Annotated in this window: 17 protein-coding genes; 9 read left to right on the forward strand and 8 right to left on the reverse strand. The window is 71.4% G+C overall.

What is annotated here, in order from left to right:
- Positions 1 to 182 precede the first annotated feature (182 nt).
- Positions 183 to 1091, forward strand: coding sequence for a LysR substrate-binding domain-containing protein (locus I7X39_RS16600; protein WP_198112277.1), 909 nt, complete (start codon positions 183 to 185; stop codon positions 1089 to 1091).
- 25 nt (positions 1092 to 1116) lie between these two features.
- Here I7X39_RS16600 and I7X39_RS16605 read toward each other — a convergent pair whose 3' ends face one another.
- The 4 genes from I7X39_RS16605 to I7X39_RS16620 all read right to left on the reverse strand — a co-directional run bounded on the left by I7X39_RS16605 (position 1117) and on the right by I7X39_RS16620 (position 5754).
- Complete coding sequence (locus I7X39_RS16605) at positions 1117 to 1596, reverse strand: papain-like cysteine protease family protein (protein WP_198112278.1); 480 nt, start codon at positions 1594 to 1596, stop codon at positions 1117 to 1119.
- A 98-nt stretch (positions 1597 to 1694) separates the two neighbouring features.
- Complete coding sequence (gene guaD, locus I7X39_RS16610) at positions 1695 to 2984, reverse strand: guanine deaminase (RefSeq protein WP_198112279.1); 1290 nt, start codon at positions 2982 to 2984, stop codon at positions 1695 to 1697.
- Positions 2981 to 4588: an acyl-CoA dehydrogenase family protein gene (locus tag I7X39_RS16615; RefSeq protein ID WP_198112280.1), complete on the reverse strand. Its 1608-nt coding sequence runs from the start codon at positions 4586 to 4588 to the stop codon at positions 2981 to 2983. The genes guaD and I7X39_RS16615 overlap by 4 nt, the downstream gene beginning before the upstream one ends.
- A complete protein-coding gene (locus tag I7X39_RS16620; RefSeq protein ID WP_198112281.1) occupies positions 4585 to 5754 on the reverse strand; it encodes a GGDEF domain-containing protein in 1170 nt (389 codons plus the stop codon). Before I7X39_RS16620 ends, I7X39_RS16615 begins: the two co-directional genes overlap by 4 nt.
- Before the next feature lie 88 nt (positions 5755 to 5842).
- Between I7X39_RS16620 and I7X39_RS16625 the strand changes: the two genes are divergently transcribed.
- The 6 genes from I7X39_RS16625 (at position 5843) to I7X39_RS16650 (ending at position 14087) form a co-directional block, all read left to right on the forward strand.
- Entirely contained in the window at positions 5843 to 7468 is a 1626-nt protein-coding gene (locus tag I7X39_RS16625; protein WP_198112282.1) for a magnesium transporter CorA family protein, read from the forward strand.
- 120 nt (positions 7469 to 7588) lie between these two features.
- Positions 7589 to 8551, forward strand: a complete 963-nt coding sequence (locus tag I7X39_RS16630; RefSeq protein ID WP_310739939.1) for a lytic transglycosylase domain-containing protein — start codon at positions 7589 to 7591, stop codon at positions 8549 to 8551.
- A gap of 5 nt (positions 8552 to 8556) precedes the next feature.
- Positions 8557 to 10389, forward strand: coding sequence for a GGDEF domain-containing protein (locus I7X39_RS16635; protein WP_198112284.1), 1833 nt, complete (start codon positions 8557 to 8559; stop codon positions 10387 to 10389).
- Positions 10390 to 10430: 41 nt separating this feature from the next.
- Complete coding sequence (locus tag I7X39_RS16640) at positions 10431 to 11270, forward strand: TRAP transporter TatT component family protein (RefSeq protein ID WP_198112285.1); 840 nt, start codon at positions 10431 to 10433, stop codon at positions 11268 to 11270.
- A gap of 10 nt (positions 11271 to 11280) precedes the next feature.
- A complete protein-coding gene (locus tag I7X39_RS16645) occupies positions 11281 to 12285 on the forward strand; it encodes a TRAP transporter substrate-binding protein (protein ID WP_232352007.1) in 1005 nt (334 codons plus the stop codon).
- Positions 12285 to 14087, forward strand: a complete 1803-nt coding sequence (locus I7X39_RS16650; RefSeq protein ID WP_198112286.1) for a TRAP transporter large permease subunit — start codon at positions 12285 to 12287, stop codon at positions 14085 to 14087. Before I7X39_RS16645 ends, I7X39_RS16650 begins: the two co-directional genes overlap by 1 nt.
- Positions 14088 to 14097: 10 nt before the next feature.
- Here I7X39_RS16650 and I7X39_RS16655 read toward each other — a convergent pair whose 3' ends face one another.
- The 4 genes from I7X39_RS16655 to icmF all read right to left on the reverse strand — a co-directional run bounded on the left by I7X39_RS16655 (position 14098) and on the right by icmF (position 20341).
- Positions 14098 to 15228 carry a GGDEF domain-containing protein gene (locus I7X39_RS16655; RefSeq protein ID WP_198112287.1) on the reverse strand — a complete coding sequence of 377 codons (1131 nt, stop codon included), beginning with the start codon at positions 15226 to 15228 and terminating at the stop codon, positions 14098 to 14100.
- A 94-nt stretch (positions 15229 to 15322) separates the two neighbouring features.
- Positions 15323 to 16063, reverse strand: a complete 741-nt coding sequence (locus tag I7X39_RS16660; protein WP_198112288.1) for a substrate-binding periplasmic protein — start codon at positions 16061 to 16063, stop codon at positions 15323 to 15325.
- 94 nt (positions 16064 to 16157) lie between these two features.
- Positions 16158 to 16958: a substrate-binding periplasmic protein gene (locus I7X39_RS16665; protein WP_198112289.1), complete on the reverse strand. Its 801-nt coding sequence runs from the start codon at positions 16956 to 16958 to the stop codon at positions 16158 to 16160.
- Positions 16959 to 17059: 101 nt separating this feature from the next.
- Positions 17060 to 20341: a fused isobutyryl-CoA mutase/GTPase IcmF gene (icmF, locus tag I7X39_RS16670; protein WP_198112290.1), complete on the reverse strand. Its 3282-nt coding sequence runs from the start codon at positions 20339 to 20341 to the stop codon at positions 17060 to 17062.
- A 178-nt stretch (positions 20342 to 20519) separates the two neighbouring features.
- On the opposite strand from icmF, the gene I7X39_RS16675 reads away from it, so the two are divergent.
- Together I7X39_RS16675 and I7X39_RS16680 are read left to right on the forward strand one after the other, a co-directional pair.
- Positions 20520 to 21329 carry a substrate-binding periplasmic protein gene (locus tag I7X39_RS16675; protein ID WP_198112291.1) on the forward strand — a complete coding sequence of 270 codons (810 nt, stop codon included), beginning with the start codon at positions 20520 to 20522 and terminating at the stop codon, positions 21327 to 21329.
- Positions 21330 to 21360: 31 nt separating this feature from the next.
- On the forward strand, positions 21361 to 22848 hold the full coding sequence (locus I7X39_RS16680; RefSeq protein ID WP_198112292.1) for a hypothetical protein: 1488 nt from the start codon (positions 21361 to 21363) through the stop codon (positions 22846 to 22848).
- Positions 22849 to 22920: the final 72 nt, after the last annotated feature.

Genomic DNA, 22920 nt, shown 5'->3' on the forward strand with positions numbered 1-22920 from the left:
GATTTCCAATGGGCGGCACATCGCAAAGCCTCCGGGGCGGTCGGTGCTGCTGCCCGCAGCGCCACGGGCGGAGGCGGGCAGAGCGGCATGGGTTCAGGCTACCCAGGTGCGGGTTTCGGAAACAGGCGCCAGGAGTCCGGTCATTGCGGACGCACCGGATCGAATGACGGCACAGTTGCGGCATGGAATCACTGCAGGACTGGCTGGCCTTCAGCCGCACGGTCGAGTTGGGCAGCTTTGCGGCGGCCGGCCGCTCCCTGGAGCAGACGGCCTCGGCCGTGGGCAAGCAGGTGGCGCGCCTGGAGAAGTTCCTCGGCGTGCGCCTCTTGCAGCGCAGCACCCGACGAATGACGCTGACGCCGGAAGGCCGGCTGGCCCATCTGCGCTGCCACGAGTTGCTGCTCGGCTTCGGGTCGCTGCGGGCGGAGCTGGCCTGCTCCGTCGGGGCCGTGGCCGGGCCGCTGCGGGTGGGGGCGCCCTGGGTGGCGCAGCACTGGTTGGTGCCCCTGCTGCCCGCCTTTCTGCAGCGTCACCCCGGGGTGCAGGTCGATCTGCACTTCTCCGACGAACAGGGCGACCTGCTCAGTGACGGGCTGGACCTGGCCATTCGCAGCGTCGTGCCGCCGGACGCACCCTGGCAGGCGCGGCCGTTACAGGCTTTCCGGCTCCAGCTCTGGGCGGCCCCCAGCTACCTGGCGCGCAGCGGCCGACCGCAGGGCGTGGCCGATCTGAAGGCCCATCGGGCCCTGCGCTTCCGCCACCCGGACAGCGGCAAGCTCCTGCCCTGGCCCTTCCTTGCCGATGAGGCGCGCGTGCCGCCCACCGCCCTCTCGTCCAACCAGATGGAGGCGATCCGGCAGGCCTGCCTGCAGGGGCTGGGCCTGGCCTGCATGCCCGACTTCCAGGTGCGGGAGGACCTGCAGACCGGCCGGCTGGAACCCGTGCTGGCGCAGGAGCTGGTGCACCTGGGCCGCTACCAGGCGCTGTGGCTTCGCGGCGTGCCGGTGGCGCCGCGGGTGCGGGCCTTCATCGAGCACCTGGCCGCTGCTGCCGGCAAGGGCGGCGGCCGGCCGCCGCCGAAGGCGCGGTAGTGCCCCGCCGGCTCCAGCGCGCTTCTTAGCGGGACACCAGCCAGTGCGGATCCACCAGATTGCGCCCCGAGCCGTAGAACGCCGGCCAGGGGCCGATCCAGCGGCTGCCGTTGGCCCAGGGGTCATCCACGCCGACCTGCAACTGAGCCGGAACGGCGGGGTCGCCCTGCATCAGGCTGATCACCATCACATGCTTGAAGCGGCGGGTCAGCTGGTACCAGCCAAACAGGGCAATCGGGCCGCGGCGCAGTTCCTCAAGGATCAAGTCAGGGCGCAGCGGCTTGATCGGCCGTGCACGCAAGCCCACGGCGGCGGCGGCCAGGTCGGGGCGCAGCAGCGAGCCGTCCTCGGGGCTGCGTGCCGTGGCGGGGACGCGGTCGGCCAGGTCGAGGGCGTCCGACCAGCTGTGCCGCCCCTTGAGCATGGCCAGGGCACAGGCCCAGCAGTAGTTCTCGTCGCGCTGGGTGATGTGATGGACGCGGTGGTTGATCTGCACAGTGGGCATGTTCTGGCGCTCCCGACTTGGAACCCGCAAGCGTAGGTCGCCCTGCCGCCCGGGCGATCACGGCGCAGCCCCGCAACTCGGGGGACTGCGTGCTCGGTCTATATGGGGCGCCCGGCCACCCACACGCCTTCCAGCAGCCGCTCATCTCCCAGCATCAGCCACGCAAACAGCCGCTCGTGCAAGGACCGCGCAATCGACAGCCGATGCGCCAGCACCGAGCCCTCGTCGGCCCAGCGCCAGCAGCAGAGGTCCGCCATCAGCCCGGGCTCCAACCGACCAATCTCGTGGCCGAGGTTCAGCGACTCCGCATTGCCCGCCGTGGCCGCGTGCAGCAGCGTGAAGGCGTCCAGGCGCTGGCCCTGCAGGGCGGCGACCTGGTAGGCGGCGGCGAGGGTGCGCTGCATGGAGAGGCTGACGCCGCCACCCACATCGCTGGCGATCGACAGGCGAACCCCCTCGGCCGCGCGGCCGCGCCAGTCGAACAGGCCGCTGCCCAGGAACAGGTTGCTGGTGGGGCTGTGGGCAATCACGGCGCCGGTACTTCGCAGCGCGGCGCGGTCGTTCTCGTCCAGCCAAATGCCATGGGCCAGGGTGCTGTTCGGGCCCAGCAGGCGGTGCCGTTCGTACACGCCCAGGTAGCTGCGGGCGGATGGGAAGAGCTGGCGCACCCACTCGACCTCGGCGCGGTTCTCGGCCACATGGGTCTGCAAGTAGCTGCCGGGGTGGGCGGCGAGCAGGTCGCCGGCCATGTCCAGCTGCGCCTCGCTGCTGGTGGGGGCGAAGCGCACGGTATGGGCGTAGGCATTGCGCCCCTGGCCGTGCCAGCGCTGGATCAGGTCGATGCTGTCGCGTTCGGCTTCCTGAACGGTGTCGCGCAGGCCGTCGGGGGCGTGGCGGTCCATCAGGCATTTGCCGGTGATCAGGCGCATGCCGCGGGCCTCGGCCGCGCCGAAGAGGGCGTCGACGCTGCACTTGTGCACGGTGGGGAAGACCAGGGCGGCGGTGGTGCCGTGGGCCAGCAGCTGGTCCAGGAAGCGCGTGCTGCCGGCGGCGGCTACGGCTGGGTCGGCCCAGGCCTTCTCGGCCGGGAAGGTGTAGCGGTTCAGCCAGTCCAGCAGCTCGGTGCCGTAGCTGGCGATGACATCCAGCTGCGGCGCGTGCACATGGGTGTCGATGAAGCCGGGCAGGATCAGCCGGCCGGGTCGTTCGTCGCGCGGCCAGCTGGCGTCGGGGGCATCGGGCTGGATGGCTTGGATGCGGCCGTTCTCGATCAGCAGCCAGTGCTTCGGGCGCCAGCGCACCGTGGGCGGCGGGGTGTCGAGATCGGCGTCGGCAGGGCAGGGCGCGGTGACATCCAGCAGGTCACCGAAGACAGCAAGTCGGGTCATTGAAGTTGTACTGCGCGCTCCAGGTGCGCACGCGCATGCGCCAAGGGGCTGGCGCCAAACATCCCGCCTGGCCGGTGCAGGCGGCTGGACAGAAAGTCCGTCGCCATTGTGGCCGGGCTGCGTTCGCGCAGCAGCGCGGCTTGCGCCAGCAGCACCAGCTCCTGGGCCAGGGCGCGAGCGGCGGGTTCGGCATCGGCTGCGAACAGGGCCTTGCGCAGGCTGGCGGCGCGGGTGCGCTCGGGGGCGTCCAGCGTTGGGTCCAGCTGGTCGAACCAGGCCTGCAGCGCGGGCGCCTCGCGCTGGGCGGCGCGCAGCACATCCAGCGCCATCACATTGCCGCTGCCTTCCCAGATGCTATTCACCGGTGCCTCGCGGTACAGGCGCGCCAGCAGGCCGGTTTCCACATAGCCGTTGCCGCCCAGCACCTCCATGGCCTCGCCGGTGGCGGCCAGGGCGCGCTTGCAGACCCAGAGCTTGGCGGCGGGGGTGAGTACGCGCGCCCAGGCGCGCTCGACGGGGTCGTCATCGCGGGCGTCGAAGCTTTCGGCCAGGCGCAGCATCAGCTGCAGCGCGGCCTCGCTCTCGATCGCCAGATCGCCCAGCACCTGCTGCATCAGCGGCTGGTCGATCAGCAACTTGCCAAAGGCCGAGCGGCCGCGCGCCCAGTGCAGGGCTTGCACCAGGCCGGCGCGCATCAGCGCCGCGCTGCCCACCACGCATTGCAGGCGCGTGAAGCCGGCCATTTCGGCCAGGATGGCGATGCCTCGGCCCGGCGCGCCGACCAGCAGGCCCTGGCTGGCGTGGAACTCGACCTCGGAGCTGCTGTTGCTGCGGTTGCCCAGCTTGTCCTTCAGGCGCTGGATGCGCACGCCGTTGAGGGCGCTGCCGTCCAGCTGCCAGCGCGGCACGAGGAAGCAGCTTGGGCCCTCTTCGGTGCGCGCCAGCACCAGGTGGGCGTCGCACATCGGGGCGGAGAAGAACCATTTGTGCCCGTCGATGGCATAGGCCGCCGCGCCCTGCCAGTGCCAGCCCAGCGGGGTGGCGGTGCTGGCGCAGCTGCGCAGGTCCGAGCCGCCCTGCTTCTCCGTCATGCCCATGCCGATCCACAGCGTGGCCTTCTCGCCCCAGGGGCGGTCGGCGGCATCGTGGGCGCGGCCGTGCAGGCCGTCGCGCAGCGCGGCGTACAGCGCCGGGGCGTGGCGTTGCAGCACGGCGATGCCGGCCTGCGTCATCGTGGCCGGGCAGAGGCTGCCGGCCTCCACCTGGCCGTGCAGATAGAAGCCCGCAGCTGCGTGCGCCCAGCTGCTGCCTTCAAAGGGCGCGGCGATGAAGCCGCCGCCGCGGATGGCGGCCAGCAGGCGCTGCCAATGGGGGTGGAAGTCCACGCGGTCGATGCGGCGGCCGCGTCCGTCGTAGGTGTGCAGCTCGGGCGGGCGGCGGTTGGCCTGCTCGGCCCAGTCGAAGGCGGTGGGGCTGCCGATCTGCGCGCCGTAGCGTGCCAGAGCCGACGCCCGATCGGCATCGGCGCCCAGGCGCTCGCGCAGCGCGGGGTCGGCGGCCCAGAGGTCCAGGCCGCGGCATTCGTCCACCAGGTTGTCGTTCATGCGTCTTCGGGCAGCAGCCCCGGTTCGGCGCACAGGCGCCCGCGCCCGCCATGCTTGGCGGTGTAGAGGCCGGCATCGGCGCGGCGCAGCATGTCCTCGACATGGCGGTCACCCGGGCGCAGCAGGGCCCAGCCGGCGCTGTAGTCGATCGGGAAGCCGAGCTCCTTCTCGGCGTGCTCGGCCAGGCTGCTGCGCAGGCGGCGGTCCAGGGCCGTCACGCCCTCGCCTTCGCTGCGGTTGAGCAGCACGGCGAATTCCTCGCCGGCCAGGCGCGCGGCGCAGTCGCCCGGGCGCACGGCGGCACGCAGCAGGCGCGCCAGCAGGCCCAGGGCCTCGTCGCCGCGGGCGTGGCCGTGCAGGTTGTTGACCTGGCTGAAGTGGTCCACGTCCAGCAGCATCACCGCCAGAGGTTCGCGGTGCCGGCGTGCCACCGAGATCATTTCGTTGCCGCGTTGGTCGAAGGCGCGGCGGTTGGCCAGCTGGGTCAGGCTGTCCGTCTTGGCCTGGTGGCGCAGCCGACCCTCGGCCTCGCCGCGCCAGGCGGCCAGGTAGGCCATCGCACCCAGGCTGGCGCCCAGCAGGGCCACCAGCAGGTAGGCGCGGGCGAACAGCGAATCGCTGCGCAGCGAGGGGTAGAGCGCCGGCTCCAGCAGGCCGGTACCGGCGCGCCAGAGCGTCATCAGGAAGAGCAGGGCCAGCGGTGCGGCCATCACGGCGCGCCAGCGCGGGCTGGTTTCGGGGGCGCGCGGCGTGCGCCAGGCCAGGCCCAGCAGCAGCAGGGCCTGCAGCAGCGCCAGCCAGGCATTGGCGGCACCCTGGCGGATCAGCGGCTGCTCGGCGCCCAGCAGCAGCAGCGGCGGCTCCAGCGCCAGCAGCGCCCAGGCCCAGCGCATGCCGGGACGCCCGCCCAGCCAGCCCTGCAGCGCGCGCAGGCACAGCACCAGGCTCAGACCGACGAGAAAGTAGGACAGCGTGAGCCCGAACACCGGCGCCACGCGTTCGCCCAGCAGCAGGAAGATCCAGCCGCCGAAATGCGCCCACAGACTGGCCTGGGCCCAGCGCAGCGCCGGGCTGCCGCGCCAGCCGGTGAGCACCGGCAGCACCGCGGCCAGGGCGAGCAGCTGCAGCGGCAGCAACAGCGTCAGGGTGGGGAGGTCAAGCGCCATGGCCTCTTGAGCATAGCCACGGGCTGCGGCGCGCAAGGGCGGGTTTGCGCGCTGCCTGTGGCGGCGCCGCCTCGGCAGCATCGGGGGCATGTCCACGCCGCCCGTCCAGGTCGAAACCCTGCACCAGATCCTGCTGTGGCCGCTGCGCCTGCTGCGCAGTGGCGAGGCGGCGCGTTCGCGCCGGCCCTGGGAATGGCTGCAGGCGCAGACCGATTCCCCCTGGCGCGAGCTGCAGGATGAATACACCGGCGAGCCCGACAAATTCCACGAGCGCCACTACCAGGAGTTCCTGACCTTCCTGCCCTATGTCCAGCGGGTGCTGTTCGGCGAAGGCCGTTCGCCCCAGCAGGCCGATGACTGCCTGGGCGAATCCGGCATGAAGACCTTCCGTCGGTATGACGTGGCGGCCTTCGAGGTGGTGACGCAACCGGGCCGCGCCCCGCTGCGCCTGCAGGTCGTGCACATCGACCTGATCTTCTTCTACGACATCGACGCCGTGCTGCTGAACGTGGAGCTGCGCGGTGAGCAGCTGCCGCTGCCGGAGGCGCAGGAGCTGCTCTACCGCCTGGGCCGCGCCTACCCGGCCGGCTGGGACGAGCGCGGCCTGCCCCTGCACTGCCTGGCCGAGAGCCGCTTCCTGGATGCCGAGGGCCGCGTGCTGGCCGAATCGGACACGCGCGAGCGCGAGCCCTTCATTGCGCACGTGCAGCAACGCCGCGCGCCGCGCATCGCGCGCCACTGGGCCTGGCTGCTCGAACCCCTGGTGCCCGACCACGGCGAGAAGAGCGGCCCGCTGCGCTACCGCCAGGTCGAGTACTACCGCATGCCGGTGATGGCCTACCTGGCCCTGGACGACCCGCAGCGCCTGAGCCGCGCCGACTTCGTGCGCTTGGGCCTGGTGTGCGGCGCCGGTGATGGCCAGCTGCCCTACGGCGAACAGCACCTGGCCGAGTTCGAGGCGCGCCACTGCTGGGATCGCTTCTGGTGCAGCCAGGGCGCCGCGCCCTACACCCGCTACCTGAGCTGCGGCCATGCGCTGGTGGTGCTGGGCAGCGCGCGCGCCAGCTTCTTCACCCACCGCGAGCGCGGCGTGCTGGCGCAGTTCCGCCACCAGCACTTCATGCTCTTCCTGCTCGTGCACTTCCAGAAGGCCGCGCTGCTGATGTTCTCGGACCGGCTGGTGGATGCGCTGCGCCGGCTCAACATTGGCGACGTCGAGAACGTGCGCATCTTCAAGCGCGAGATCCGCGCCTGCTTCGAGGGCTTTCTGCGCTTCACCCACCGCTACTGGTTCCTGGACGTGAGCGAGCAGGTGCAGGCGCGTGCGCTGCACCGTCTGCTGCTGCAGCACCTGGAGGTGCAGCCGCTGTACGCCGAGGTCAAGCAGCGCATCGAGGACATGGCGCAGTACCTGGAGACCGACAACGTGCGCCGCCAGGCCAACACCGTGGTGCGGCTCACGGTCGTCACCATCTTCGGCCTGGTGGGCACCATCACCACCGGCTTCCTGGGCATGAACCTGCTGGCCGAGGCCGATTCGCCGCTCTGGCAGCGCCTGGCCGTGTTCGGGCTCACGCTCGGCGCCACGCTCTGGCTGACGGCCTACACCATCGTCAAGAGCAAGCGCCTGTCGGATTTTCTCGACGCGCTCTCGGACGAGCGCCTGCCGCTGCGCGCCAAGCTGGGCAGCCTGCTGGCGGTGTGGCGGGAGTGATCGGGCATGGATTGCGCGCAAGCTTGGCCGCCCCGTGACGGATTCACGCCGCCCGGCTGGCCGGGTCGCCCACTCGCGGGGGGCAGGGCCCTGGAGGCGATTTCTACACTCGCCGGCATCGTGAAACGTCTCGTCACATCGTTGCTGACGCTGCTCGCCTCGGGCGGGCTGCTGGCCTCCACCACCGCCATTCCCAGCCTCAGCCTGGACCAGCTGCCGCGCCCGGCCACGCCGCCGGCCGAGGCCGGCCCCGTGGTGCCCGCCCAGGTGGAGCGCTGGCGCCAGGAGGCTGAGGCCCTGGAGCATGGCGACGGCGGCCTGCGCGACCCGGTGCGCGCCGCCCAGCTCTACTGCCGCGCCGCCCGCCATGGCGATGCCCTGGCCCAGTACAACCTGGCCTGGATGCTGACCAATGGCCGCGGCATCGAGCGCGACGATGCCCAGGCTGCCCACCTCTTTGCCGCCGCCGCCGAACAGGGCCTGGAGCAGGCGCAGAACATGGCCAAGACCCTGGGCACGCCGCTGGGCGAGCCGCCGGCCTGCCTGCGCGCGCCGCCACCTGAGCTGCCTGCCCCGCCGCAGGCCAAGGCCAAGGCCACGCAGCCGCAGCGCGCCGTGCCCCTGCCCATCCCGCCCAACGCGCCCGAGCCCATCGTGCGCTTCGTCAAGCTGGTGGCGCCCGACTACCAGCTGGCCCCCGAGCTGGTGCTGGCGGTGATGGCCACCGAATCCAACTTCAACCCCCTGGCCGAATCGCCCAAGAACGCCCAGGGCCTGATGCAGCTGATCCCCGACACCGCCGCGCGCTTCAAGGTGCGCAATCTGCGCGACCCGGCGCAGAACATCCACGGCGGCATGGCTTATCTGCGCTGGCTGATGGCCTACTTCCAGGGAGACGTGCAGCTGGTGCTGGCCGCCTACAACGCCGGTGAACGCGCCGTGGAGCGCTACCGCGGCGTGCCGCCCTATGCCGAGACGCAGAGCTATGTGCGGCGCATCCTGGCGCGCCTGAACTGGACCCTGCGCCTGCCCTACGACGCCAAGATCACCGCTCCCTCCGCCATGCTGGCGCGCGGGGGCTGAGCGGCTTGCCCGACGTCCCCGTCGCCGCGGGCGAAGGCCTGGCCCGGCGCAGCCTGCTGCCGCTGGGCCTGCGCCTGGCCGCCCTGTTGCTGCTGATGCTGCTGGCCGCCGGCGCCCTGCTGCGCAGCAGCCTGCGCCAGGAGCAAGGCGAGGCGCTGCAGGCCCTGGTGCGCGAGCGCGCCGCCAGCGCCAGCAGCCAGTTCCTGGCGCTCGACCACGCCCAGCAGGCGCTGCGCTCCGAGTACCTGCGCCGCTGGTCGCCCGCCGCCGAGCCCGATCTGCACGCCCGCCAGTCCCTGGCCATCGACCTGGTGCGCCGCTACGGCCCGGCCTGGCCGGTGCCGGCCACGCTCTACCTGTTCGGCCCGGAGGACTACCGCGTCGGCGATCTGCCCGGCCGGCCGATGCCGCGCGCGCCCGAGCTGCCGGGCGAGGGCTGGTCCGCGCCCTTCCTGGACCCGCTGACTGGCGGCTGGCTGCTCACGCGCACCACGCCGATCGAATCCGAAGGCCGCCTGCTCGCCCGCGTGGGCAGCGATCTGCGCCTGGCGCCGCTGCTCGCCCCCCTGCAGAGCGAGCTGCGGCCCGATGCCACGCTGGCGCTGTACGGCCCGGACGGCACGCCACTGCTGGGCGCCGCCGCCCACCCCGGCCTGGCCGGGCTGCTGGCCGCGGCCACGCGCCGGGGCGCGCACCAGTTGCTGGTGCAGGGCGATGACACCCTGGCCGGCCAGCGCCTGGCCGCGGCGCGCATCGAAGGGCCGGGCTGGTGGCTCGTCAGCCTGCAGCCCGAGCCGGCGCTGCCCGCGCCGCTGCGCCAGCTGCTGGCCGTGCTGCTGCCCCTGGCCCTGCTGGCCCTGGGCCTGGAACTGTGGATGCTGCACCGCCTGCTGCAAGGCCAGGTGCTGCAGCCCCTGCAGCAGCTGCTGCGCGCCAGCCAGGCCCTGGCCAGCCGCGAGAGAAGCGACCTCACGGCCCTGGCCGAAGGCGATCCCGCGCTGCCCGAGGGTCGGCGCGACGAGCTCGGCCAGCTGGCGCGCAGCCTGCGCCGCGCCGCCCAGCGCCAGCACGACGAGCGCCTGGACCTGGAGCAGCGCCTGGCCGCGCGCAACGAGATCCTGGGCGACGCCCAGACCGAGCTGCGCAGCACCCGCACCCAGCTCGAAGACCTGCAGAAGGCCCTGCAGATCCAGCACCACGCGGTGGTGGACGCCTACGCCGAGCTGGAGCGCCTGAGCGAGACCGACAAGCTCACCGGCCTGAGCAACCGCCGCTCGCTCGAAGAGCGCCTGAACCGCATGGTCAAGGCCTGGGGCGAGCGCCGCGGCCACCCGCCGCGCCACGCCTTCGTGCGCCTGGCCATCGACGACTTCGAAGCCCTGAACCAGCGCTACGGCCAGCATGTGGGCAGCCTGGTGCTGGGCGCCGTGGCCACGCGCCTGACGCTGGCCCAGCGCGAGGGCGACTGCCTGGCGCGCTGGGGTGACGATGACTTCGCCGTGCTGATCCCGGCCGAGGAAGCGCAGGCCGCCCAGGCCTGCGCGCACCGCCTGCGCGCGGCGATGGCCAAGCACCCCGTGGCCCTGCCCTGGGGCGAGGTGCTGCAGATCGGCGTCTCGGTCGGTTTCGCCTGCTGGCCGCTGGACCCGCAGCGCCCGCAGCCCTGGGCGCTCTCGCTGCGCCTGGCCGACGTGGCGCTGGCGCTGGCCCGCGAGGAGTCGCGCGAGCATTGCCTGGGCCTGCAGCTGCCCGCCGGCCTGGACCTGCCGCCCGAGGACGTGGACCGCGCCGGCGTTGAAGAGCTGCTGCGCCAGGGGCGGCTGCATCTGTTGCGCTGAAGGCTCACACGCTGCTGCAGCGGGCTGGCACAGTGGGCCCCATGCGCGCACTGCTAGCCCTCGCCCTGTCGGCCCTCCTGGCCGGCTGTTCCACCCAGGCCCTGCTGGCCGATGCCCTGGCCGCCCAGGGTCAGGACGAGGAGCAAGACCTCCAGCTCGCGCGCGAGGCCAGCGCCTTCTACCTGAAGCTGAGCGAATCGGTGCTGCGCGAGCAGCCCGGCCACAGCGCATTGGCCGGCGCCGTCGCGGGCGGCTTCACGCAGTACGCCTACGCCTTCGTGGCCTTTGAGGCCGAGCGCCTGGAGAGCCAGAACCTCAAGGCCGCGCTGGCCCAGCGCCAGCGCGCTGAAGCCCTCTACGCGCGCGCCCAGGCCCATGCGCTGCGCGCGCTTGAGGCCCGGCAACCCGGCTTCGCCCAGGCCCTGGCCACGGGCGTGCCCACTCTGCAGGCCGATCAGCTGGGCCTGGCCTACTGGGGCGCCGCGGCCTGGGCCGCGCGCATCAGCCTGGCCAAGGATCGGCCCGAGATCGTGGCCGACCTGCCGCTGGCCCTCAACCTGGCCCGCGCCGCCTGGCAGCGCGACCCCAGCTGGGGCGCGGGCGATCTGGCCAGCCTGATGGGCACGCTGGAGGCCGCGCGCCCGGGCGGCAGCGCGGCGCAGGCGGCGCAGTACTTCGAGCGTGCACGGCAGCTTGGCGGCGGCCGCAAGGCCGGCGTCTTCGTGGCCCAGGCCGAGGCCCTGGCCACGCAGGACCGCGAGGCCTTTGAATCTCTGCTGCGTCAGGCCCTGGCCGTGGCCGCGCAGCACCCCAACCTGGCCAATGCCGTGATGCGCGAGCGCGCGCAATGGCTGTTGGACACGCTCGACGAGCGCTTCTGAAAGGACTGCCATGCCCCTGTTGAATCGTCGCCTCGCCACCCTGGGCCTGGCTGCCCTGTCACTGCCCGCAGCGGCACAAGCCGTGCAACTGCGCATCGGCACCATCGTGCCCAAGGGCAGCGTGCATCACCAGAGCCTGCTGGAGCTGGTGGAAGGTTGGCGCGCCGCGCAGGGTGCCGGCGCGAAGGCCGTGGTCTTCACCGACGGCAGCCAGGGCGGCGAGCACGAGCTGCTGCGCCGCATGCGCGTGGGCCAGCTGCAGGGGGCGATGCTCTCGGCCGCGGGCCTGCGCGAGATCGACCCCGGCGTGGCCGCGCTGCAGACCCTGCCGCTGCTGTTCCGCAGCTGGGAGGAGCTGGACCATGTGCGCGAGAAGCTGCGTCCGCAGCTGGAGAAGCGCCTGGCCGACAAGGGCTTCATCGTCATCAGCTGGGGCGACGCCGGCTGGGTGCGCTTCTTCTCCAAGAACCCGGCGGCCAGGCCGGATGACTTCAAGCAGCAGAAGTTCTTCAGCTGGGGCGCCGAGCCCGAGCAGCAGGCCATCATGAAGAGTCTGGGCTACACGCCGGTGCCGCTGGAGGCCAACGACGTGCTGCCGGCCATCCAGACCGGGATGATCCAGGTCGTGCCCACCACACCTTACTTCGCGCTGGCCACGCAGATCTACAGCAGCGCCCCGCACATGCTGGACCTGAACTGGGCCCCGGTGGTGGGCGCGGTGGTGGTGACCCAGAAGGCCTGGGAGTCCATGAACCCGGCCGCGCAGGCGGCGCTGAAGACGGGCGGCGAGAAGGCCGGCCTGGCCACGCGCGCGCAGGCCCGCAAGGAAGTGGACGAGGCCGTCGCCGCGATGGTCAAGCGCGGCCTGAAGGTGACGAAGCCCACGCCGGAGCAGATGAAGGAATGGAACGAGCTGGCCGAACGCCTGTACCCGCGCATCCGCGGCCAGATGGTGCCGGCCGAAACCTTTGACGAGGTGATGGCCCAGCTCAAGGCCTTCCGCGGCGCGCGCTGATGGCCCCGGCCGACCGCCGCCTGCCCGGCTTCCTGAGCGAGATCGAGGCCTGGGTCTCGGCCGCCGCCCTGGCCCTGATGGTGGCCGTGCCGCTGATCGAGATGGCGATGCGGCCCTTCCACGGCCCCGGCATCGACAACGCGCCGCTGCTGGTGCAACACCTCGGCCTGGTGCTGGCGATGTTCGGCGCCGTGGCGGCCGAGCGCCACGGCCACCTGGCCACGCTGGGCAGCGACTTCGGCTCCAACTTCGCCGGCCCCAAGCTGCTGCAGGCCATCACGCGCGGCGGCGCGGCTTTGATTTGCGGCCAGCTGGCCTATGCGGCGGCGCGTTTCGTGGCCAGCGAAATGGAAGCGCCCAGTGTGCTGGCCTACGGCCTGCCGATCTGGGTGGTGCAGGCCAGCATGCCGCTCGGCTTTGCGCTGTTGGGCATCAAGCTCGGTTCGCGTTGCAGCACGCGGCTGGGCCTGCGCGAGCTCGCGGCGATCGGCCTGCCTCTCTTGGGCGCGGGCCTGAGCTGGGCCTTCGACGGCCGCGCCCTGCCGCTCTTTCCGGGCGTGCTCGGGCTGATCGTGCTGCTGCTGCTGGGCACGCCGATCTTTGCCGTGCTGGGCGCGCTGGCGCTGGCGCTGTTCTGGACCGATGGACTGCCGCTGGCCTCGGTGCCCATCTCGCACTACCAGATCACCGTCAACCCCTCGCTGCCGGCCTTGCCCCTGTTCACCCTGGCCGGCCTGCTGCTGGCGCGCACCGGTGCGGCCGGGCGGCTGGGGCAGGTGTGTCTGGCCCTCTTTGGCAGCGGGCCGCGCGGCGCGGTGCTGGCCGCGGCGGTGCTGTGCTCGGTGTTCACCGCCTTCACCGGGGGCAGCGGCGTCACCATCCTGGCGCTGGGCGGGCTGCTGCTGCCGCTGCTGCGCCAGAGCGGCTACGAGGAGCAGCGCGGCATCGGCCTTGTCACCAGCGCCAGCGCGCTGGGCGTGCTGCTGGCGCCCTCGGTGCCGATGATCCTGGTGGCCATCCTGGTCAAGGTGCCGATCCAGCAGATGTTCCTGGCCGGCCTGCTGCCCGCGCTGGTGATGGTGGCCAGCCTGCTGCTGTTCGGTGGCTATCTGCGCGGCACCGTCGGCGTTGGCGGTGTCCGCCCGCCCGTGGGTGCGGCCCTGTGGGCGGCCAAGTGGGAATTGGCCGCGCCGGCGGTGGCCGTGGGCTCGATGCTCAGCGGCCTGGCCACGCCCACCGAAGCCGCGGCGCTCACCGCGGCCTACGCGATGGCCACCACGGCCTTTGCGCACCGCGAGCTCGGCTTCACCAAGCTCGGCCGCGCGCTGATGGACTGCGCTCAGATCATCGGCGGCGTGATGCTGATCCTGGGCATGGCGCTGGCGCTGACGAACTACCTCATCGACGCCGGCATCCCCGACCGTGCGGTGGAGTGGGTGCCCGGCGTCATCCCGAACCGCTGGCTGTTCCTGCTCGCGCTCAGCGCCTTCCTGTGGCTGGCCGCAGCGCTGATGGAGATCTACGCCGCCATCGTGGTGCTGGTGCCCCTGCTGCTGCCGCTGGCGCGGCATTACGGGCTGGAGCCCCTGCACTTCGGCATCCTGTTCCTGGCGGCCATGGAGCTGGGCTTTCTGTGCCCGCCCGCCGGCATGAACATCTACTTCGCGGCGGCCATGTTCAACAAGCCGCTGGCCCAGGTGGCCAAGGCGGTGGCGCCGGCCATGGGGGCGATCTTCCTGGGCACGCTGATGGTGGCGCTGGTGCCGGGGCTTTCGACCTGGCTGCCGGGGCTGCTGGCTTAGCAGGCCAAATTCACGAGGCCGCGCGCGGCCGCCGGCGCCGGCGGCCGTCGTCCATCGCCAGATTGGCGCGGCGGCAGGCTTCGGCCAGATCCTGCCGCACCGGGGCATGGCCGATTGAGAGCGTGGGGGGCGATTCGCGGCCGGCACCCAGCAGGGCCAGGCTCTGGTGCACGTCCACCTGCAGGCGCTCGCAGCAGGCCTGCACCTCCGATTCCAGCACCGCCTGCGGCAGCGCCACCAGGAAGCCACCGCCGCTTTGCCGGCCCAGCAGGGCGTGCGGCGGCATCAGTTCGCGCAGGCGGTTGACGAGCAGCATCAGCGCCTCCTCGTCCGGGGTCTCGCCAGTGTCGGTCTCCAGGTCCATCAGCACCACGCGGCCGGGGCCGTGGGCCTGCAGCCAGGCGGGCCAGGCGGTGTTGAAGCCCTTGCGGTTGAAGGCGCCGGTCAGCGGGTCGTGCGAGGCCAGACGCTGCAGTTCCAGCACCATGCGGCCATTGAGCATCAGCGCCATGCCGGTGAGGGTGAAGAGCAGGGCGGCAAAGCCGGCCAGCAGCAGCCAGCCGTTGAGCGGGTCGTGAAAGGCCAGCTCGCCGCTGACCGCGCCGTCGCGCAGCAGTACCAGGGAGCGTGCCGCGGCAATGCAGGCCAGAGCCACCAGCCCGCCCACGGTGAAGGCCGGGCCGAAGGGCGGCAGGCCGGTGATGGGGTGGCGCAGCAGGATCCACACGCCGGTCAGGCTCCAGCCCACCACCAGCAGGCTGAAGCCGAGCACGCGCGGAGAGACGTCGCTGCGCGACTCCGGGTAGAACTGGATCAGCAGGGCCATGGCGGCCATGCTGAGCGCCAGCGGCAGCCAGGGTGCGCCGCGGCCCACGAAGCGGGCGATGCCGGCCACCAGCAGGCCGAAGATGAGCACGGTGTTGGCGCCGCGCAGGCTCACCAGCAGGCTGTCGTCCAGGCGCGGGGCCAGCGCCACCATCAGAAAGCTGATGGCCGCAGCCAGCGCCGAGCCGGCGAACAGCAGCGCTCCGCGCGCCTCGACCCAGGGGTTGCGGATCGAAGCCATGACGAGGCCGATGAACAGGCTGGAGAGCCCGCAGGCCAAGGCCAGCGAATGGGGCTCCGGAGCGGCGAGATGCATGGGGGCGCACTCTAAGCCGTGGTCCTGCCCGGCACGGGTTTGTCCGGCCCCTCAGTCCGGGGTGGGGCGGCCCGCTTTTTTCACGCTCAGCCTCTCAGCGCTCCAGCAGGCGGTTCTGCCAGGCGGGGTCGCGCGCGAGCAGCAGCACGGCCTCGCTGATGGGCTTGAGCAGATGCGCCTTGTCCTGCGGGATGAGGATGTGGCGTTCGTACTCGTCGTGCGGCTGCGCGGCCACATGGAACTTGCCGCGCAGGCCGGGGCGCAGGGCCAGCAGCGCGTAGAGGGTGCGGCGGGTGGTGATGGTGGCGTCCGCGCGGCCCAGCGACAGCATCATCAGCGCGGTTTCCTCGCTCTCGCTGTCCTCGCGGTGGATGCGGCCTTCGCGCACCAGCTCGTCCACGCCGAAGTAGTAGTAGCCGCGCGGCAGGGCCATGCGCATCCCCACCAGGGATTCTGGTCCGCTGTAGCTGACCGGCCTGTCGTGCCGCGAGACCACCACGTCGGCATCGCGCATCAGCGGCGGCGACCAGAGGTAGCGCGTGCGCTCCTTGTCTTTGAACCAGCTCGGGTTCACGCCGACGACCAGACCATTCAGGCGCCCCGCCACCAGATCGGCCTCCAGCCGACGCCGCGGCAGGTACTGGGTGCGAAAGCGCAGCCCCGGGATGCGCAGCGTCAGCAGCTCGGCCAGGTCGAAGTACAGACCTTCATGCCGGCCCAGGTGGTGCATATAGGGCACTTTGAGGTGATAGGCATAGAGCGTCACCTCCTCCGAAGCCTGCGCCAGCAGGGGCAGGGCCAGGGTGCTCAGGAACAGTCGGCGCGGGCAGGGCATGACGTTCTCCAGGGCGGCCGAGCCACTGTAGGACGGAGAGGTTGATTGCGCCAGTCAGACGTCAGGATGGGCGGGCTGCGCGCCCTGCGGCGCTTCAGCGCGCCGGCCTGAAGAGGCGCCGCACTTCCTCGGCGCTCAGGTACTTGCGGTAGATCGCCTCCACGGAGCCGTCCTGCACCATCTGGCGCAGCGTGGCCTCCAGGCGCCGTCGGTCGGCCTCGGGCACCGTCTGGCGCTGGATGTACAGGCCCACGGCCTGCGGCTGCGATTCGGCCAGCATGACCACCCGCACCTGGGTTGGCAGCAGGCCATCGTGCCGCTGCTTGGCGTGGATGGCGGAAGGGAAGAAGGCCGCCTGGAAGCGGCCTGCCTTCATGCGCTCGGCCAGGTTTTCGTAGTCGCTCGCCATCTCCACGCGGCCCAGCTCGCTCAGGCGCGCGATGCCCGGCGCCAGCCGCGGCCCCAGCGCCACGCCGCGCACCAGCCCCACGGTGACGGACTCCGCCGCCAGCAGCTTGGCCATGCTGTCGATGCCCTTGGGGGCATGCTCCAGCAGCAGCAGGTCGTGCGCCGTGGCCGCATATGGCACGTAATGGCCGGCGGCATCGCGTTCGGCGCTGGCCACCGAGGCCGGCATCAGGTCCAACTGCGCGCTCATGAATTCCAGCTGCACACGCGCCCGCGGGCGGAACTGCAGGCTCAGCGAGCAGCCGCTGCGCGCCTCCAGCTCGCGCATCAGGTCCGGCACCATGCCGCGCAAATGGCCCTTCTCCTGGAAGACCGACCAGCCCAGGGCCGACACACCGACCTTGAAGGGGCGGGTGCATTGCGCCCACGCGGGCGGGCTCAGGCAAAGGGCCAGCAGCCAGAGCAGCGTGGAGCCGCAGCGAGTCATTCCTTTCCCTTTCGGTCGCCCCGATGGCCGGGCTTTATACGTTGCCGGCGCCAAAAAAGAGGGCCTTCCGAAGAAGGCCCTGGGTTTGCGAGCGCGCCGGTTTACATGCTGCGCCGGTACTGCCCACCCACCTCGAACAGGGCCGCGGTGATCTGGCCGAGCGAGCACACGCGCACGGCGTCCATCAGCACCTCGAACACATTGCCGTTGTCGATCACCGCCTGCTGCAGGCGCTTCAACATCGGGCCGCTCTGCGCCGCATGGCGCTGCTGGAACTCGGCCAGGCGCGTGAGCTGCGACTGCTTCTCTTCCTCGGTGGAGCGCGCCAGCTCGATGTGCTCGGGCACCGGGTCGCCGTGCGGGTTGCGGAAGGTGTTCACACCAATGATGGGGTACTCGCCGGTGTGCTTGAGCATCTCGTAGTGCATGCTCTCTTCCTGGATCTTGCTGCGCTGGTAGCCGGTCTCCATCGCGCCCAGCACGCCGCCGCGCTCGGCAATCTTCTCGAACTCGGCCAGCACCGCCTCTTCCACCAGCTCGGTCAGCTCGTCGATGACGAAGGCGCCCTGGTTGGGGTTCTCGTTCTTCGCCAGGCCCCACTCGCGGTTGATGATGAGCTGGATCGCCATGGCGCGGCGCACGCTCTCTTCGGTGGGTGTGGTGATGGCCTCGTCGTAGGCGTTGGTGTGCAGGCTGTTGCAGTTGTCGTAGATCGCGATCAGCGCCTGCAGGGTGGTGCGGATGTCGTTGAAGGCGATCTCCTGCGCGTGCAGGCTGCGGCCGCTGGTTTGCACGTGGTATTTGAGCTTCTGGGACCGTTCGTTGGCGCCGTACTTGTCGCGCATCGCGGTGGCCCAGATGCGGCGCGCCACGCGGCCGAGCACGGTGTACTCGGGGTCCATGCCGTTGGAGAAGAAGAAGCTCAGGTTGGGCGCGAAGTCGTCAATGTGCATGCCGCGCGCCAGGTAGGCCTCCACGAAGGTGAAGCCGTTCGAGAGCGTGAAGGCGAGCTGGCTGATGGGGTTCGCGCCGGCCTCGGCGATGTGATAGCCGCTGATCGACACCGAGTAGAAATTGCGCACGTTGTGGTGCACGAAGTAGCTGGCGATGTCGCCCATCACCTTCAAACTGAACTCGGTGCTGAAGATGCAGGTGTTCTGGCCCTGGTCTTCCTTCAGGATGTCGGCCTGCACGGTGCCGCGCACATTGGCCAGCACCCATTCACGCACCTTGGCGGCTTCGGTGTCGGTGGGCTCGCGGCCGTTGTCGGCCTTGAACTTCTCCAGCTGCTGGTCGATGGCGGTGTTCATGAACATCGCCAGGATGGTGGGCGCGGGGCCGTTGATGGTCATGCTGACCGAGGTGGCCGGGTCGCACAGATTGAAGCCGCTGTACAGCACCTTCATGTCGTCCAGCGTGGCGATGCTCACGCCCGAGTTGCCCACCTTGCCGTAGATGTCGGGGCGCGGCGCGGGGTCGGCGCCGTAGAGCGTCACGGAATCAAAGGCGGTGCTCAGGCGCTTGGCCGGCATGCCCTCGCTCACCAGCTTGAAGCGGCGGTTGGTGCGGAAGGCGTCGCCCTCGCCGGCGAACATGCGGGTCGGGTCCTCGCCCTCGCGCTTGAAGGCGAACACGCCGGCGGTGTAGGGGAAGCTGCCCGGCACGTTCTCCAGCATCAGCCACTTCAAGAGCTCGCCCTGGCACTCGTAGGTGGGCAGCACGACCTTGCGGATCTTGTTGCCGCTGAGCGTGGTGTGCACGAGGCCGGTGCGGATCTCCTTGTCGCGGATCTTCACCACGTACTCGTCGCCGGCGTAGGCCTTGACCATGTCGGGCCACTGCTGCAGCAGCTTCTTGGCTTCGGGCAGCAACTGGCCTTCGCGTTCCTGCGCCAGCTGCTCCAGCGCGGCGGGCACCTCGTGCTTGCAGGCCTTGAGCATGGCCTGCGAGCCGCGCAGCTGCTGGATCTCGCGCGCGATGCGGGCTTGGGCGCGGGCGCGCGCCTTGTAGCCGCGCACGGTGTCGGCAATCTCGGCCAGGTAGCGCGTGCGCGCCGGCGGCACGATGGGCACCTGATGCGTGCTGTGGCGGGTGCTCACCTCCGGCAGGCGGCCGGCCCTCAGCTTCAGGCCCTTGGCCGTCAGCACCGGCTTCATGGCTTGGTAGAGCGCGGTCACGCCGTCGTCGTTGAAGCGGCTGGCCATGGTGCCGAACACCGGCATCTGGTCGGGCGCCACGTTGAAGGCCTCGCGGTTGCGCTGCACCTGCTTGGCCACGTCGCGCAGGGCGTCCAGCGCACCCTTGCGGTCGAACTTGTTGATGGCGACGAACTGGGCGAAGTCCAGCATGTCGATCTTCTCGAGCTGGCTGGCGGCGCCGAACTCGGGCGTCATCACGTACATCGGGATGCCCACCAGGGGCACGATGGCCGCATCACCCTGGCCGATGCCCGAGGTCTCGACGATCACCAGATCAAAGCCGGCCGCCTTGGCCGCGGCGATGCAGTCGGGCAGCGCCAGGCTGATCTCGGAGCCGAAATCGCGCGTGGCCAGCGAGCGCATGAAGACGCGGCTGCCGTGCTGCCAGGGCGCGATGGCGTTCATGCGGATGCGGTCGCCGAGCAGCGCGCCACCGCTCTTGCGGCGCGAGGGATCGATGGAGATCAGCGCGATGCGCAGCGCGTCGTCCTGGTCCAGGCGCAGGCGGCGGATCAGCTCGTCGGTGAGGCTGGACTTGCCGGCACCGCCGGTGCCGGTGATGCCGAGCACGGGCGCGTGGCTCTTCTTCGCGGCCTCGTGAATCGCCTTCTTGAAGCCTTCGTCGGCAGCCTGGTTCTCCAGCGCGGTGAGCGCCTGGGCCAGCGCGCGCCAGGCGGCTTCGGTATGGCCCTGAATGGCCTTGAGGTCCTTGGGTGCGAGCGGCGACAGATCCTTGTCGCAGCGCATCACCATCTCGCCGATCATGCCCTGCAGGCCCATGCGCTGGCCGTCTTCGGGGCTGAAGATGCGCACGCCGTGATCGTGCAGGTCCTTGATCTCGGCCGGCACGATCACGCCGCCGCCACCGCCGAAGACCTGGATGTGGGCGCCGCCGCGTTCCTTCAGCAGCTGCACCATGTACTTGAAGTACTCCACATGCCCGCCCTGGTAGGACGACACGGCGATGCCCTGTGCGTCCTCCTGCAAGGCGGCGGTGACGACCTCGTCCACCGAGCGGTTGTGGCCGAGGTGGATCACCTCCGCCCCCATGCCTTGCAGGATGCGCCGCATGATGTTGATGGCGGCGTCGTGGCCGTCGAACAGGCTGGCTGCCGTCACGAAACGCACCTTGTGGGTGGGACGGTAATTGGCCAGCGCCTTGTGTTCTGCAGAGAGGTCGGTCATGGCAGTTCAGGCAAAAAACCCAGGGCCGCGCGGCGCCTTGTGAGCACCGGGGCATGCGGGCGAAGGCCCGCAGTTTAGGTTTGCGAGCCCGGGGGCTGCCTGCGCAAGGCATCATGGCCGACGGCGCCGGGGGCGAAGCGGTACGGGCGGGGGATGCATGGGCGGCTGGGGTTCGGCAATGAAGTGGGCTTCTGTGAGGCGGGCCGGGCTGCTGGCCGGGCTGGCGCTGCTGGTGGCGGGCGGGGCCGCGGCGGCCGAATGCGGGCCCTTTCGGGTGGGGCTCAAGCTCTACCCGCTGGTGTACGAGCGCCAAAGCGGCGGCCCGGGCTACCGGGGCTTGGACCCTGACTTCTTTGCGCTGCTGGGCGAACGCAGCGGCTGCCGCTTCATGCTGGAGGTTGAGTCGCAGCCGCGCATCTGGTCGCGCCTGCGTGGGGGCAGCCTGGATGTCACCAGCTGGGTGGTGCCCACCCCTGAGCGCCAGGCCTGGGTGACGGTGATCCCGCTGGCCCGCGCGAACCTGGTGGCGCTGACCTGGACCGCCCAGGGCGTCCGGGACGAGGCCGACTTCCTGGCTCGGACCGCGCTGCGCGCAGTGGTGGTGCGCGGCGCCAGCTACGGGCCGGAGTACGACCGCCTGCTGGCGCAGTTGCGCGCGCAGGGCCGCGTGAGCGAGGTGGGGGACTTCGACGCCGCCGTGCGGGTGTTCTTCGGCCAGCGCGTGGACCTGCTGCTGGGCTATGCCTGGTCGGTGGCCGCGCCGCTGCGGGAGCGGCCCGGCCAGGTGCAGGTGGCCGATTGGCATCCGCAGGCGCAGGGGCTGTCTTCGGGCCTGGCGCTGTCGCGCAGCAGCGTCTCGGCGGCCGATCAGCAGCGCCTGCTGCAGGCCCTGCGCACCCTGCAGGCGGACGGCAGCCTGGAGCGTCTGCTGCACCAGCATCTGCCGGGCTTGGGGGTGCGGCCGCTGGAAGACATCGCGCCGCAGTAGCCGCGGTTCGGGCCGCCCACAATGCGCGCCCATGCTGCTCCCCCGTACGCTGATTTCGTCCGGCCGCCGCCTCGCTGCGCTGGCCTGCGCCAGCCTGCTGTGCGCGTCGCTCGTGCAGGCCAACGACGGCCGCAACCGCTACGAGCAGGGCGTGCCCGCCCAGCTTTTCCACCTGCATGCCCCGGTCTCGCCGCAGGCCGGCTTTCGCGTGCTGGCCGAGGACATGGCGGGTGGCGCCGATGGCGACCCGGCCTTCCGCTGGGTGACGCGGCCGGCCCTGGCCCTGCTGCGTCTGGCCAGCCGGCGCACGCACGAGGCGCTGGGCGCCGCGCCCTTGCCCTTCCCGGTGTTCGACCTGGCCAGCGAGAACGGCGACACGCCGCTGCAGATCGGCCCCGAGGGCCCGCGCGGGCGCCACCCCGGAGGCTCGCACGACGGCGGCTTGAACCTCGACCTGGGCTACTACCTGACGAGCGAACAGGGACGCCACGAGACACCGGACTACGCCGCCTGCAGCGAACACCACAAGCCCGGCGCCGGGGGCCAGCCGGTGGACGCCAAGATCTGCAAGGGCCCGGCCGACCGCCTGGACACGCCGCGCCAGACCTTCTTCCTGCTGGAGCTGCTGCGCTTGGACCGCGAACGCTTTGCCGGCGAGTGGGTGGAGGCCATCGGCATCGACGCCCAGGTGCGTGCCGCCGTGCTGGCGCAGGCGCGCCAATGGGCGGCGCGGCGCCAGCATGGCGTGACGGCGGCTGCGGTGCAGACGCTGGAGGCACTGTTCGCCTCCAGCCCGTACGAGGGCTGGGCCTACTCGCACCACCACCATGTGCATCTGCGCCTGCGGCCGCTGGAGGGCAGCGGGCGGCATCGCCGCGCGTTCGAGCAGCTGATCGAGCAGGACCGCCTGCTCGAGGCCCGCTTGCTGGCTGGCAGCCCCGCGGCGGTGCGGGGCTGCGCGCTGCTGACCGAGCTCTCCAGCTTCAACCTGGCGCGTTCGCTGGACCTGCGCCTGGCCGGCCCGGGTTGCGCCCAGGTGCGCACGCTGCGCCTGCGCTTCCACGGCGGCGAGTGGGAGACCCCGCGTGACCCCCTGGAGCCCCTGCACCATGTGGTGAACGCACCCGCCACGCCGGCCTTCGGCTCGGCCCTGGCGGAGGCCGAACTGGGTTTTGCCGATGGGCAGCAGGCGCTGCTGCGCCGCGAGCTGGCGCTGCCGGCGCAAGCGCCCTGGTTGCGCGTGCGCGTGGAAGCGCGCGACTTCGTGGCCCGCACCCAGGCCCAGGCGGATGGCCTGGCGGTGCGCCTGGATTTCCCGCCCGCGCATGCGGTGCTGATCGACCAGATCCAGCTGCTGGTGCAGCGCCGCGGCGCGCAGCCGCCGGAGCGCGTGCCGCTGGCGCTGGGGCAGCCGCAGGCGCTGCTGGCGAACGCCACCGAGATCGCCTTCATCGAGGCCGAGGTGGGGCTGTCGCAACGCATTCGCTTGCGTGTGCCCGTGCCCATGCCGCTGCGCTGACCCCATTCATCCCTGCTGGGCGCGTTTCGGTCCGGCCTGGCGTGATCCGGTCGCGCCTGCGGGGACGGGAGG

The sequence above is a fragment of the Inhella proteolytica genome (assembly GCF_016093275.1).
Lineage (GTDB): Bacteria > Pseudomonadota > Gammaproteobacteria > Burkholderiales > Burkholderiaceae_C > Inhella > Inhella proteolytica.

Coding starts and splice junctions, on each gene's coding strand:
- I7X39_RS16600 (WP_198112277.1), top strand. CDS start 183: ATGGAATCACTGCAGGACTGGCTGGCCTTCAGCCGCACGGTCGAGTTG.
- I7X39_RS16620 (WP_198112281.1), bottom strand. CDS start 5,754: ATGGCGCTTGACCTCCCCACCCTGACGCTGTTGCTGCCGCTGCAGCTG.
- I7X39_RS16660 (WP_198112288.1), bottom strand. CDS start 16,063: ATGCCCTGCCCGCGCCGACTGTTCCTGAGCACCCTGGCCCTGCCCCTG.
- I7X39_RS16605 (WP_198112278.1), bottom strand. CDS start 1,596: ATGCCCACTGTGCAGATCAACCACCGCGTCCATCACATCACCCAGCGC.
- I7X39_RS16680 (WP_198112292.1), top strand. CDS start 21,361: ATGCTGCTCCCCCGTACGCTGATTTCGTCCGGCCGCCGCCTCGCTGCG.
- I7X39_RS16625 (WP_198112282.1), top strand. CDS start 5,843: ATGTCCACGCCGCCCGTCCAGGTCGAAACCCTGCACCAGATCCTGCTG.
- I7X39_RS16615 (WP_198112280.1), bottom strand. CDS start 4,588: ATGAACGACAACCTGGTGGACGAATGCCGCGGCCTGGACCTCTGGGCC.
- I7X39_RS16665 (WP_198112289.1), bottom strand. CDS start 16,958: ATGACTCGCTGCGGCTCCACGCTGCTCTGGCTGCTGGCCCTTTGCCTG.
- I7X39_RS16650 (WP_198112286.1), top strand. CDS start 12,285: ATGGCCCCGGCCGACCGCCGCCTGCCCGGCTTCCTGAGCGAGATCGAG.
- I7X39_RS16655 (WP_198112287.1), bottom strand. CDS start 15,228: ATGCATCTCGCCGCTCCGGAGCCCCATTCGCTGGCCTTGGCCTGCGGG.
- I7X39_RS16645 (WP_232352007.1), top strand. CDS start 11,281: ATGCCCCTGTTGAATCGTCGCCTCGCCACCCTGGGCCTGGCTGCCCTG.
- guaD (WP_198112279.1), bottom strand. CDS start 2,984: ATGACCCGACTTGCTGTCTTCGGTGACCTGCTGGATGTCACCGCGCCC.
- I7X39_RS16675 (WP_198112291.1), top strand. CDS start 20,520: ATGAAGTGGGCTTCTGTGAGGCGGGCCGGGCTGCTGGCCGGGCTGGCG.
- I7X39_RS16640 (WP_198112285.1), top strand. CDS start 10,431: ATGCGCGCACTGCTAGCCCTCGCCCTGTCGGCCCTCCTGGCCGGCTGT.
- icmF (WP_198112290.1), bottom strand. CDS start 20,341: ATGACCGACCTCTCTGCAGAACACAAGGCGCTGGCCAATTACCGTCCC.